This window comes from Streptomyces sp. 378, from assembly GCF_030124145.1.
Classification (GTDB): domain Bacteria; phylum Actinomycetota; class Actinomycetes; order Streptomycetales; family Streptomycetaceae; genus Streptomyces.
This window is the reverse complement of record NZ_JASKMS010000001.1, coordinates 237,069-249,779: the sequence shown is the minus strand read 5'-3', so window position 1 is coordinate 249,779 and position 12,711 is coordinate 237,069. Positions and strand designations below refer to the sequence as shown.

Genomic DNA, 12,711 nt, shown 5'->3' with positions numbered 1-12,711 from the left:
GTCAACCGCCGCCCCGGTGGGCCGCCCGGAGCGTGATCGTCACGCACAGGCCGCGCCCCCGGGGATGCCCCCGGTCGAGCGAAGCCGGGACCGGGGCGGCGTCCGTCAGCGCCACGGTCCCGCCGTCGTCCGTGGCCAGCTGCTTGACGACGGCGAGACCGAGGCCGGAGCCGGACTTGCCGGTCAGGCCCTGTCCGCGCCAGAACCGGTCGAAGGCCCGGGACTTCTCGGCGTCCGACATGCCGGGCCCCTCGTCCAGGACCGACACCCCCACCACCTCGCCCCGGGGCTCCACCCGCACGGTGATCGTCCCGCCGTCGGGTGAGACCTCCAGGGCGTTGGAGAGCACGTTGTCCAGCATCTGGTCCAGATGGCCCGGGCTGGACAGCACGGACAGCCGGCCGTCGGCACTCCCCCCGAGCGCGATGGTGACTCCGCGCTCGTCGGCGGCCGGCCTCCACACGGCGAGCCGCTCCCGCACGATGTCCATCAGCGGGAGCGGCTCGGCCGCGGTCACCTTCGCCTCGGCCCGGGCCAGCACCAGCAGCCCGCTGACCAGCCGGCTCATCCGCACGACCTCCGCCGTCGCCTGCTCCACGTCCTCCCGTACGAACTCGTCGTCCACGCCGTCCGCGATGTTGTCCAGGGACAACCGCAGCGCCGTCAGCGGGGTGCGCAGCTGGTGGGAGGCGTCCGCGACGAAGATGCGCTGGGCCGCGATCAGCGTGTCCAGGCGTTCGGCGCCCTGGTTGAGGGTGCGCGCCAGGGTCTGGGTCTCGGGCGGGCCCGTGACGGGGGAGCGGGCGGTCAGATCGCCGTCGCTGAACCTGCTGGCCATGTCGTTGAGCTGGCGCAGCGGCCGGGTGAGCCGCCGGGCCACCACGACGCCGAGCAGCGCGGCCACCGCGAGGACGAGTACGGCGAGGACCGCCCGGAAGCCCCAGATCTGCCAGAGGCGGCCGGTCATCTCGCCGGTCGAGGAGACGATGCGCACGGCGCCGACGACGCGGTCCGTGCCGGCCGCGCGGGCGGGCACGGTGATCACCAGTTCGGGGCCCCAGATGAAGGAGGAGCCCCAGTCGGTCGTGGGCGTGCCGTCCTTCAGGGCGCGGGTCAGTGCCGCGTCGGCCGTCGGCCGCGGCAGGTCCGCCGCGCAGTCCGCGGTGCGGGTCACCTGGATCTCGTCGTCGTAGGCCCTGGCCATCTGCTCCAGGGCCTCGCAGGAGGCGGCCCGGCCGTCGCCCAGCAGCAGGGCCATGGCGTCGGCCTCGCGCAATACGGCCGACCTGGTGTCCTGGCGCAGCTGGTTCGTGAGCGTGAACGCCACCGGCACGGTGAACAGCGCGATCGCGACCGCGACGAGCAGGACGTAGCTGCGGACGAGCTGGCGGATCATGAGGCGGCGCCGCTCCCGTCGGGGCCGGGGTCCTGGGTGATCTCCAGCCGGAAGCCGACCCCGCGCACCGCCTCGATGGTGATCGCCCCCGCGAGCTTGCGCCGCAGCGCCGCCACGTGCACGTCCAGTGTCTTCGTCGGCCCGAACCAGTTCGCGTCCCAGACCGCTTCCATGATCTGCTCGCGCGACATCAGCGCCCCGGGCTCCTCGGTGAGGAAGGCCAGCAGGTCGTACTCCTTGGGCGCGAGGGCGACCTCCTCGCCGTCGAGGCGCACCCGGGCGGCCCTGCGGTCGACGGTCAGGCGGGTGCCGTAGCGGTCGGGACCGGCGTCGGGTGTGCCCGTGGGCGTGCTGGGCCGCGTGCGGCGCATGACGGCCCTTATACGCGCGATGACCTCCCGGACGCCGAACGGCTTGGAGACGTAGTCGTCCGCGCCGAGCTCCAGGCCGACCACCCGGTCCGTCTCGTCACTGCGGGCGCTGATCACGATGATCGGCACGTCGCCGCGCTCGCGCAGCGTCTTGCAGACGTCCAGGCCGTCGGTGTCGGGCAGGCCGAGATCCAGCAGGACGACGTCGTACGGCCCCGCGTGCCGCAGGGCCGCCCCGCCCGTGGTGACCCACTCGACCTCGAAGCCGTAGCGCTTCAGGCCACGGCGCAGGGACTCGGCGACCGGTTCATCGTCTTCCACCAGGAGTACGCGCACAGCCGAACCCTAGTGCTTGAGAGTTGCGTCACCGGGCTCGCCCGGACGCGGATTGTGACGCCGGGCACTTTCCGAGTGGCCCGTGCCCAGATGGGCATGAGCCACTCTGGACGGGCGCGCCCGGATCTCACCATGCGATATCGCGGAGGGGTTTTTCGGACGCTCGTTAAACTGAGCCGACCGCGGTACGAATGCGTATGAGCGGACAGAGACGGATTGAGCGAGGAGCGCACGTGGGCCTTGTCGTGCAGAAGTACGGAGGCTCCTCCGTAGCCGATGCCGAGGGCATCAAGCGCGTCGCCAAGCGGATCGTGGAAGCGAAGCAGAACGGCAACCAGGTGGTTGCCGTGGTTTCCGCGATGGGCGACACGACGGACGAGCTGATCGATCTCGCCGAGCAGGTTTCCCCGATGCCTGCCGGGCGCGAGCTCGACATGCTGCTGACCGCCGGAGAGCGGATCTCCATGGCCCTGCTGGCCATGGCGATCAAAAAGCTGGGCCACGAGGCCCAGTCGTTCACCGGCAGCCAGGCAGGTGTCATCACCGACTCGGTCCACAACAAAGCCCGGATCATCGACGTCACGCCGGGCCGGATCAAGACCTCGGTGGACGAGGGCAACATCGCGATCGTCGCCGGTTTCCAGGGCGTCAGCCAGGACACCAAGGACATCACCACCCTCGGCCGCGGCGGCTCCGACACCACGGCGGTGGCCCTCGCCGCCGCCCTCGACGCCGACGTCTGCGAGATCTACACCGACGTCGACGGTGTGTTCACCGCCGACCCGCGGGTGGTGAAGAAGGCCCGGAAGATCGACTGGATCTCCTTCGAGGACATGCTCGAACTGGCGGCGTCCGGGTCGAAGGTGCTGCTCCACCGCTGCGTGGAGTACGCCCGCCGGTACAACATCCCGATCCACGTCCGGTCCAGCTTCAGCGGACTTCAGGGCACCTGGGTCAGCAGCGAGCCGATTACGCAAGGGGACAAGCAGGTGGAGCAGGCTCTCATCTCCGGTGTCGCGCACGACACCTCCGAGGCCAAGGTCACGGTCGTCGGTGTGCCGGACAAGCCGGGCGAGGCGGCCTCGATCTTCCGCACGATCGCCGACGCCGAGATCAACATCGACATGGTCGTGCAGAACGTGTCCGCCGCCTCCACGGGTCTGACGGACATCTCCTTCACGCTGCCGAAGACCGAGGGCCGCAAGGCCATCGACGCGCTCGAGAAGAACAAGGCCGGCATCGGCTTCGACTCGCTGCGCTACGACGACCAGATCGGCAAGATCTCCCTCGTCGGCGCCGGCATGAAGACCAACCCGGGCGTCACGGCCGACTTCTTCACGGCCCTGTCCGACGCGGGCGTCAACATCGAGCTGATCTCGACCTCGGAGATCCGCATCTCGGTCGTCACGCGCGCCGACGACGTGCCCGAGGCCGTCCGCGCGGTGCACTCCGCGTTCGGGCTCGACTCCGACAGCGACGAGGCCGTCGTCTACGGAGGCACCGGCCGCTGATGGCCGGACCCGACCGAACCGGCCGGTCCGGACGCCCGACGCTCGCCGTGGTGGGAGCGACCGGAGCCGTCGGCACGGTCATGCTCCGGATCCTGTCCCAGCGGGCGGACATCTGGGGCGAGATCCGACTCGTCGCCTCCCCGCGCTCGGCCGGCCGCAAGCTGGCCGTGCGCGGCGAGGAGACCGAGGTCGTGGCGCTCACCGAGGAGGTCTTCGACGGGGTCGACGTCGCCATGTTCGACGTCCCCGACGAGGTCGCCGAGCGGTGGGTGCCCCTCGCCGCCGCCAAGGGCGCGGTGGTCGTCGACAACTCCGGGGCGTTCCGGATGGACCCGGACGTGCCGCTCGTCGTGCCCGAGGTCAACCCGCACGCCGTGCGGATGCGCCCGCGCGGGATCATCGCCAACCCCAGCTGCACGACGCTCTCCATGATCGTCGCCCTGGGCGCGCTGCACGCCGAGTTCGGGCTGCGCGAGCTGGTCGCCTCCTCGTACCAGGCCGTCAGCGGCGCCGGGCGCGCCGGCGTGGAGATCCTGCGCCGGCAGCTCTCCCTCGTCGCGGGCACGGAGCTCGGCACCAGCCCCGGTGACGTCCGCCGGGCCGTCGGGGACCACACCGGGCCGTTCCCGGAGCCGGTCGCCCTGAACGTCGTGCCGTGGGCCGGTACGGCCCAGGAGGACGGCTGGTCCTCGGAGGAGCTGAAGGTGCGGGACGAGTCCCGCAAGATCCTCGGCCTGCCCGGCCTCCCCGTGGCCGTCACCTGTGTCCGGGTTCCGGTGATCACCACGCACTCCCTGACCGTGCACGCCCGCTTCGAGGGTGAGGTCACCGTCGACAAGGCCCGCGAGATCCTCGCCACGGCGCCCGGGGTCGTGCTGTGCGACAACCCGGCCGCCGGGGAGTTCCCCACCCCCGCCGACGTGGTCGGCACCGATCCGACCTGGGTCGGGCGGGTCCGGCGGGCGCTGGACGACCCCACGGCGCTCGAACTGTTCGTGTGCGGGGACAATCTGCGCAAGGGCTCCGCCCTCAACACCGCGCAGATCGCCGAGCTGGTCGCGGCCGAGGTGTCCTGAACCCGGTGGTCCGCCCGGTTTTCGTGAGGTTTCGTCGTGCCGAAAATTCCCCGGCCGATGTCATAGGCGGTTTGTAGGATCTGCGGACGACATGTGAGCCGGTCGATGGAGCGGATCACTTGTCCCGGGCGCTTCGGCATCAGAGGATTTACCTCCCCGCTCTCCGCAACCGTGCGAAGGGCGGGGAGCGTCTTTGCGGTCACCCTTCGACCGTGGGAGCGCTTCATCAGGCGTGGGGACGCCTGGCACCGGGCGTGGGGACGTCCGGTCACATATGGACATAGGGGAAGAGCGGGACGCATGAGGGCATTGAATGCACCATCGGTTGTGCTGCCTGACGCGGGTAGACCGGCGACGGCGACGGTCGGCGTGAAAGCGATGCCCGGCACGTACAACCCTCACAGGGGTACGCGTGTCCAACAGGCGTGGCAGAGGTACTCGACTTCAGCGCGGCACGCGGCACGGTCCTTCGACCGCCCCGTCCGGCGGCTCTCCGACCCCGCATGGCCGGTACGCCCGGTGGCATGCCGGTGATCGCGCCCGTGCCCGCAGCGCGGCCGGCCCGCATACCCAACCAGCGCGACGGCGCGGAGGACGGCGTAGCGGCCGGTACCACCGTCGATCACCTCACCGAGACCTACCGGGCGCACTACCGCTCGCTGCTGGGTCTCGCGGCGCTCCTCCTCGACGACACCGCCTCCTGCGAGGACGTCGTCCAGGAGGCGTTCATCCGTGTCCACTCCGCCCGCAAGCGGGTCCGCGAGCCCGAGAAGACCCTGGCGTACCTGCGCCAGACCGTCGTCAACCTCTCGCGCTCCGCGCTGCGCCGCCGCATCCTCGGCCTGAAGCTGCTGTCGAAGCCCATGCCCGACATGGCCAGCGCCGAGGAAGGCGCCTACGACCAGCTGGAGCGCGACTCCCTGATCAAGGCGATGAAAGGGCTGCAGCGCCGCCAGCGCGAGGTGCTGGTGCTGCGGTACTTCGCGGACATGACCGAGGCGCAGGTCGCCGAGACGCTCGGCATATCGCTGGGCTCGGTCAAGGCGTACGGCTCGCGCGGTATCGCGGCACTCAGGGTCGCCATGGAGGCCCCGGTATGAGTGACGGCAACGGCGCGGGCGGCAAGGGACGCGACCGCCCCGAGCCCGTCGAGCGCCTCGACGGGTGGCGGGCGCCGACCAGGCCGCACGGGCAAGATCCGAAGCAATCGCACGCTGGGAACGGAACTGTGAACCACGGCCCCGACGATCAGAACCCCGAAGGGTTCGACTCGGACGAGCTGGACCTGCGCACGATGCTGCACCAAGTGGTGCAGGAGGTGGAACCGCGCGACGGCACCCTGGACTACCTGCGGAAGGCGGTGCCGCAGCGGCGGGCCCGCAAGCGGCAGGCCGTCGTCGGCATGGCGGCCGCCGCCCTCTTCATCGGCACCGCCGTCCCCGCCCTCGTCCACGTCTCCAACGCCACCGGCTCCGACGCCAACCCGTCCGTCGCCGGGCACGCCTCCGAGGCCCAGGGCGGCGCGAGCGAGGGCAAGGACCCGGACGGCGGCGAGAGCACCTCGGGCGGCTCCTCCGGCAAGACCGAGGACAAGGAGAAGGGCGACAAGAAGGAGAAGGACAAGGGCCAGGGGCCCGGCGCCCCCACCGGCGCGTCCCAGGGCGGTACCGCCGCCCCCTCCTCCACCGCCGCCGCCGGCATCCCGGTGTGCACCCCGGCCCAGCTCGGCCCCGCCTCCGGAAGCAGCAACGCCCCGGACTCCACGGGCGTGGTCTCCGGCTCCTTCCGCGTCGTCAATGTCTCCGGCGCGGCCTGCACGGTCACCGGCCCCGGTTCGGTCAGCGCGCTGCCGCAGGGCGCGGCCGACATGAGCAAGGTCGGCGCCGTCCGGCACACCGCCGGGGACGCGGCGGCCGGGCTCCTGCCCGACCCGTCCCTGGAGGCCGCTCAGCTGGTGCTCCAGCCGGGCCTCGGCTACGACGTGAGGTTCGCCTGGGTCCCCTCCGAGACCTGCCCCACCCCCGGTGGCAGCGTCGGTGGTCCCGACCCGAGCCCGGACCCGACCCCGTCGGAGGACCCGTCGACCACGGCCGGCACCTCCACCGGCGGCGACACGGGCACGGGCACGGCCCCCCAGCTGGCCACGGAGGACGGCACGGTCGACGGCAGCGTCGCGGTGGCCTACACCCCCGGCACAGGCTCGGGCGGTACCTCGGTCACGGTGTCCAACGCGTGCGCGGGGACGGTGTACTGGACGGGAGTGCTGGCGGGGTCGTAACCGCCCGGACGTGAGCCTGCGTGCGGGCGGGTCGGGGCGGGCGCCCCGGTGGTCCGTTCCGCACCGGCGGCCCGTTCCGCACCGGCGGCCCGTTCCGCACCGGCGGCCCGTTCCGCACCGGCCGCGGGCCGGGCGGAGACGCAGACCCCGTGGTTCGGGCTGTGGGCCCGCCGGGCGGAGCTCTACACCATGCCGCTCACCTCACGGCGGCATCCACGGCGACCGGCTCCTCGTCCGCCACCAGCCCCAGCTCCGCATCCCGCGCGAACTCCACCTCACGCCGCAGCAGTCGGAACCACATGAAGATCACGAAGCCCACGAAGGCGAACCACTCGGCCGTGTAGCCCAGGTTCTGGAAAGCCTTCAGATCCAGCCCCGAGTCCGGTGGCGCGGCGGCCGGCACCGCCGTCATCCCCGCGTCGGCCTTCGACAACGTGACCCAGGCGTCGTACACGTCGTACGGCACCAGGTTCACCAGTGACGCCGCGCTGATCGCCGACGTCTGCCCGGCGGGCAGCCCGCCCCGCGCACTGACCCCGTTGTCCCCCGGCGTCTCCGACGCCTGCAGCGCCCCGGTGACGGTGACCTCACCGGCCGGCGGGGCGGGAACCTTCGCCGTGCCGGCGGAACCGGGCAGCCATCCCCGCACCACCGGCAGCGCCTGGCCCGAGCCGGTCCGCAGCAGCGTCAGCACGTAGAAGCCCTGCCTGCCGTCGAGCTCCCGCCCGGGCACCAGCAACTGCTTGCCGTAGCGTCCGGTCGCGGTGACGAGCTTCCCGGACGTCGCCTTGTCCACCGGCAGCATGTCCGCGAGCGGTCGGGGCGCCTCGCGCCGGGCCTCGGAGACCTGCTCGGTCGCGGCGCGATGGTCCTGCACACGGTCCTCGAACCGGCCCAGCTGCCAGGACCCCATGAAGATGCAGAAGGGGATGGACAACAGCACGAAGACGTTGATCCCCCACCATCGGGGCGTCAGCAGAAACCGGTACACACCCCCACGGTACGGGGCTCCCGGGCGGCCCCGGCCCGCGGGGTCGGCGCCGGGGCGGGCCGAGGTCGGTGTACACGATGCCGTACGGGGCCGGGGCCGGGGCCGGGGCCGGGACCGCGTCCGCCGCGTCGTGCACGTCCGGCACGTCCGCCGCGACGAACGCCGCCCGGTACGGGGCGAGGCCGAGGTCTCGGGCCGGCCCTCGGGCCAGGCCGATCGCGGGCTCGGAGAAGTCGAGCCCGACGACGCGGGCGGCGCCGTGCCGGGCCCAGGGCAGCGTGTCGGGCCGGATGGGGCACTGCAGGTGCAGCAGAGAGCGGTTGCCGACCTCGCCCACTTCGGGAGCTCGAAGTCGCGCAGGGGGCCTGACCGGGGCGCGGTTGGCCTCGTTCCGGTCGGCCGGGGTGGGGGAGTACAGGAGTGTGACTCCTGACCTGCTCCGAGGGAGGACCGGTGGAGGTTATCCACAGGCTGGGGACCTCGCCAGCGGATGGTCGGCCGGGACGGGCACTATGGGGCCATGACTGAGAGCAACGCGTCCGACGCGCGTCATCAGCGGGACCAGCACGAGCAGGACGTACGGCAGGGACAGCAGGAACGGATGCCGGAGTGGGAGAAGCGCTTTCGGGCGCCGCGGGTGTCCCTGCCCGACTGGGCGGAGGACGCACCGGACCGCTCCTTGTTCGTCTCGAACGCCACGGGGACGTACGAGCTGTACGCCTGGGACCGGTCGACGGGCGAGCAGCGCCAGGTGACGGACCGGCCGAACGGCACCACGGACGGCGTGCTGTCCCCGGACGGCGCGTGGATCTGGTGGTTCGACGACAAGGACGGCGACGAGTTCGGCGTCTGGCGCCGCCAGGCCTTCGAGGGCGGCCCGGACGAACCGGCCGCCGCGGGCCTGGAGGCCTCCTACCCGGCGGGCCTCGCCCTCGGGCGCGACGGGCGCACGGCCGTCGTGGGCCGTTCCACGGACGAGGACGGCACGACCATCCACCTCGTGCGCAGCGGCGGGGAACCGGTGGAGATCTACCGTCACCGCGAATCGGCCGGCGTCGGGGACCTCTCCCACGACGGCTCGCTCATCGCCGTCGAGCACACCGAGCACGGCGACGCGATGCATTCGGCGCTGCGCGTCCTGCGCCCCGACGGCACGGCGGTCGCCGACCTCGACGACACCGAGGGCGGCACCCGCGAGCTGGGCCTGGAGGTCCTCGGCTTCGCCCCCGTCGACGGCGACACACGCCTGCTCATCGGCCACCAGCGCCGCGGCCGCTGGGAGCCCCTGGTGTGGGACGTGGCCACCGGCGAGCAGACGGACCTGGCGCTGGAACTGCCGGGCGACGTCAGCGCCGAGTGGTACCCGGACGGCAGCGGTCTGCTCATCGTGCACAGCTTCGAGGCCCGCAGCGAGCTCTTCCGCTACGACCTGGCCGGCCGCGCCCTGACGGAGATCCCGACCCCGCCCGGCACGGTCTCCGGCGCGACGGCCCGGCCCGACGGCAGCGTGGAGTACCTGTGGTCCTCGGCCGCCGAGCCGCCGGCGGTCCGCTCCACGACGGGCGGCGTCGTGCTCGACCCGCCCGGCATGAAGTCCCCCGGCTCGGTGCCGGTGGAGGACGTGTGGGTGGAGGGGCCGGGAGGGCGCATCCACGCCCTGGTCCAGAAGCCGCAGGGCACCACCGGCCCGCTCCCCACGGTCTTCGACATCCACGGCGGCCCCACCTGGCACGACAGCGACTCCTTCGCAGCGGCCCCGGCTGCCTGGGTCGATCACGGCTACGCGGTGATCCGTGTCAACTACCGTGGCTCCACGGGCTACGGCCGTGCCTGGACGGACGCCCTGAAGCACCGGGTCGGCCTCATCGAGCTCGAGGACATCGCCGCCGTCCGCGCGTGGGCCGTCGGCTCCGGCCTGGCCGACCCCGAGCGCCTGATCCTCACCGGCGGCTCCTGGGGCGGCTACCTGACACTCCTCGGCCTCGGCGTCCAGCCCGACGTGTGGGCCCTCGGCATCGCGGCGGTCCCCGTCGCCGACTACGTCACGGCGTACCACGACGAGATGGAGGCGCTGAAGGCGATGGACCGCACCCTCCTCGGCGGCACCCCCGAGGAGGTCCCCGAGCGCTTCGAGGCCTCGTCCCCCCTCACCTACGTCGACCAGGTCAAGGCCCCGGTCTACATCTCGGCCGGTGTCAACGACCCGCGCTGCCCGATCCGCCAGATCGAGAACTACGTCAAGTGCCTGGAGGCGCGCGGCGCGGTCCACGAGGTGTACCGCTACGACGCCGGTCACGGCTCCCTGGTGGTGGACGAGCGGATCAAGCAGGTCAGGCTGGAGCTGGAGTTCGCCGAGCGGCACCTGGGCTCACGTCCGTAACCCGGGCCGGGCGCCGACGGCATCGCAGCCGGGCCGGTGGTGATACCGCCGACCCGGCTGGCCGGCCGGGTGGGCAGTGATGCCGTCGGCTTGGGTTGTGCGGCTGGCCCGGAATTGATGCCGCGGGCTTGGGTTGTGCGGCCGGGTCGGTACTGATGCCGTCGGGCTGGGTTGTGCGGCTGGCCCGGAATTGATGCCGCGGGCTTGGGTTGTGCGGCCGGGTCGGTACTGATGCCGTCGGGCTGGGTTGTGCGGCTGGCCCGGAATTGATGCCGCGGGCTTGGGTTGTGCGGCCGGGTCGGTACTGATGCCGTCGGGCTGGGGTGTGCGGCCGGCCCGGAATTGATGCCGTCGGCTTGGGTTGTGCGGCCGGCCTGGTAGTGATGCCGCCGGTCCGGGTTGTGCGGACCGCCCGGTATGACCTTGGTTCGGAACGCTCCCCGCGAGGGGAGGACCGCCTCACCGGGACGACCGGTTCCAGAAGGGGACGGTGCTGCCTGAACGCCCGGCCGTCCCCGTCCGTACGCCAGGGGAGGGAATGGGCAATGCCCTCGCGCACCACCGGAGGTACCGGGCACGTGGCCACCACGAAGACCGCCCCGCACGACAGCGCCGAGCACGAGGACACCGAGGCGGGCGGCGGCGCGGAAGAGGGCCGGCGCCTCGACTCCCCCCTCCTGCTGACCCTTCTGCTGCTCACGGCGGTGATGTTCCAGGACCCGATCCGCGGGGCCCTGGCCGCGCCGGTGATGCAGAGCTGGATGACGGTGTTCGTCGCCGTCATGGTCCAGGCCCTGCCGTTCCTGGTGCTCGGCGTGCTGCTGTCGGCGGCGATCGCGGTGTTCGTGCCGCCGTCGTTCTTCGCCCGGGCCCTGCCGAAACACCCCGCCCTGGCGGTCCCCGTCGCGGGCGCGGCGGGCGCGGTACTGCCGGGCTGCGAGTGCGCCTCCGTCCCGGTGGCCGGCGCTCTGGTCCGCCGAGGCGTCACACCCGCAGCGGCCCTGGCCTTCCTCCTCTCGGCGCCCGCCATCAACCCGATCGTGCTGACGGCCACGGCCGTGGCGTTCCCCGGCAACCCGGAGATGGTCCTGGCCCGCTTCGTCGCGAGCCTGCTGGTGGCCTGCTCGATGGGCTGGCTCTGGCACCGCCTCGGCCGCGCCGACTGGCTGCGTCCCCCGGAGCGGACGTCGTACGAGGGCCAGGGCAGGGGACCGGCCTTCTGGGGCTCGGTCCGGCACGACGTGACGCACGCGGGCGGCTTCCTGGTGATCGGCGCGATGGCCGCGGCGACCCTGAAGGCGATGGTCCCGGCGGACTGGCTGGGCCTCGCGGCCGGCCACCCCGTGCTGTCGGTCCTGGTCCTGGCCGTCCTGGCCGTCCTGCTCTCCCTCTGCTCGGAAGCGGACGCGTTCGTGGCGGCGTCCCTGACCCAGTTCTCCCTGACCGCCCGCCTGACGTTCCTGGTGGTCGGCCCGATGATCGACCTGAAACTCTTCGCCATGCAGGCGGGCACCTTCGGCCGCGCCTTCGCCCTGCGCTTCGCCCCCGCCACCTTCGCCCTGGCCGTCGCCGTATCGGCCCTGACCGGAACGGTCCTGCTGTGAACCGACTGGCCCAGACGGCCCTCCTCTTCCTCCTCGGCGCGACCCTCCTGCACGCCGGCACGACCGACCTCTACCTGCGCTACGTCAAGGAGGGCCTGCGCCCCCTGGTCCTTATGGCGGGCGCGGTCCTCATCACCACGGCGGCGGCAACGCTCTGGTACGACCGCCGCAGCGCCCACGCCCACGACCACCACCACCGCGAACCCCGCGTGTCCTGGCTCCTCACGCTCCCGGTCCTCGCCCTGATCCTGGTCGCCCCGCCGGCCTTGGGCTCCTACAGTGCGGCCCACACCGGTACGGCCCTGACGAAGCCCTTGGGCTTCCCGGCCCTCCCCACCGGTGACGCACCCCTGCGCCTCGCCGTGGCCGACTACGCCGGCCGCGCGATCTACGACGACGGCCGCTCCCTGCGCGACCGCGAGCTGAAGATCACCGGCTTCATCACCCTGGACCGGACGGGCACCCCCTATCTGGTCCGCATGGGCCTCAACTGCTGCGCGGCGGACGCACAGCCGGTCAAGATCGCACTGACGGGCGACATCCCCCCGGTCCTGCGACCGGACACCTGGCTGGAGGTCACCGGCAGGTACACCCCCCGCCGTACGAAGGACCCGGTCAACAACGGCCCCATCCCGTACCTCCAGGTCGCGACGGCCAGACCGGTCCCCACCCCGCACGATCCGTACGACGAGACGTGGAACGCCTGAACTGCGGCTTGGCACCGGCCCTTCGGGGTACCCGTGAAGAACCGCTGATCAGCGAGGGATA

At 72.3% G+C, this 12,711-nt stretch carries 10 protein-coding genes and 1 pseudogene; 7 read left to right on the top strand and 4 right to left on the bottom strand.

The window, feature by feature from the left end:
- Position 1: 1 nt before the first annotated feature.
- Both QNO09_RS01135 and QNO09_RS01130 read right to left on the bottom strand, forming a co-directional pair.
- On the bottom strand, positions 2 to 1,396 hold the full coding sequence (locus tag QNO09_RS01135; RefSeq protein ID WP_283968091.1) for a sensor histidine kinase: 1,395 nt from the start codon (positions 1,394 to 1,396) through the stop codon (positions 2 to 4).
- Entirely contained in the window at positions 1,393 to 2,103 is a 711-nt protein-coding gene (locus QNO09_RS01130; protein WP_283968090.1) for a response regulator transcription factor, read from the bottom strand. Before QNO09_RS01130 ends, QNO09_RS01135 begins: the two co-directional genes overlap by 4 nt.
- A 233-nt stretch (positions 2,104 to 2,336) precedes the next feature.
- On the opposite strand from QNO09_RS01130, the gene QNO09_RS01125 reads away from it, so the two are divergent.
- The 4 genes from QNO09_RS01125 (at position 2,337) to QNO09_RS01110 (ending at position 6,968) form a co-directional block, all read left to right on the top strand.
- On the top strand, positions 2,337 to 3,614 hold the full coding sequence (locus QNO09_RS01125; RefSeq protein ID WP_031140483.1) for an aspartate kinase: 1,278 nt from the start codon (positions 2,337 to 2,339) through the stop codon (positions 3,612 to 3,614).
- Complete coding sequence (locus QNO09_RS01120) at positions 3,614 to 4,690, top strand: aspartate-semialdehyde dehydrogenase (protein WP_283968089.1); 1,077 nt, start codon at positions 3,614 to 3,616, stop codon at positions 4,688 to 4,690. The genes QNO09_RS01125 and QNO09_RS01120 overlap by 1 nt, the downstream gene beginning before the upstream one ends.
- Before the next feature lie 524 nt (positions 4,691 to 5,214).
- The gene (locus QNO09_RS01115) at positions 5,215 to 5,790 is read left to right on the top strand and encodes a SigE family RNA polymerase sigma factor (RefSeq protein ID WP_283968399.1); all 576 of its coding nucleotides are present in this window, start codon (positions 5,215 to 5,217) and stop codon (positions 5,788 to 5,790) included.
- Between the two features lie 128 nt (positions 5,791 to 5,918).
- Positions 5,919 to 6,968 (top strand): hypothetical protein, encoded by a 1,050-nt coding sequence (locus tag QNO09_RS01110; protein WP_502962233.1) that lies wholly within the window; start codon positions 5,919 to 5,921, stop codon positions 6,966 to 6,968.
- 196 nt (positions 6,969 to 7,164) lie between these two features.
- On the opposite strand, the gene QNO09_RS01105 is transcribed toward QNO09_RS01110, so the two are convergent.
- Positions 7,165 to 7,959 (bottom strand): SURF1 family protein, encoded by a 795-nt coding sequence (locus QNO09_RS01105; protein ID WP_283968087.1) that lies wholly within the window; start codon positions 7,957 to 7,959, stop codon positions 7,165 to 7,167.
- A 58-nt stretch (positions 7,960 to 8,017) separates the two neighbouring features.
- Positions 8,018 to 8,377 (bottom strand): annotated as a pseudogene (locus tag QNO09_RS01100) (class I SAM-dependent methyltransferase); the annotation flags it as partial.
- Between the two features lie 102 nt (positions 8,378 to 8,479).
- Between QNO09_RS01100 and QNO09_RS01095 the strand changes: the two are divergent.
- From QNO09_RS01095 to QNO09_RS01085, 3 genes are all read left to right on the top strand, one after another.
- Positions 8,480 to 10,339: a S9 family peptidase gene (locus QNO09_RS01095; RefSeq protein WP_283968086.1), complete on the top strand. Its 1,860-nt coding sequence runs from the start codon at positions 8,480 to 8,482 to the stop codon at positions 10,337 to 10,339.
- Positions 10,340 to 10,917: 578 nt separating this feature from the next.
- Positions 10,918 to 11,943: a permease gene (locus QNO09_RS01090; protein WP_451524823.1), complete on the top strand. Its 1,026-nt coding sequence runs from the start codon at positions 10,918 to 10,920 to the stop codon at positions 11,941 to 11,943.
- Positions 11,940 to 12,650 carry a TIGR03943 family putative permease subunit gene (locus QNO09_RS01085; protein WP_283968084.1) on the top strand — a complete coding sequence of 237 codons (711 nt, stop codon included), beginning with the start codon at positions 11,940 to 11,942 and terminating at the stop codon, positions 12,648 to 12,650. Before QNO09_RS01090 ends, QNO09_RS01085 begins: the two co-directional genes overlap by 4 nt.
- The last annotated feature ends 61 nt before the right edge of the window (positions 12,651 to 12,711 follow it).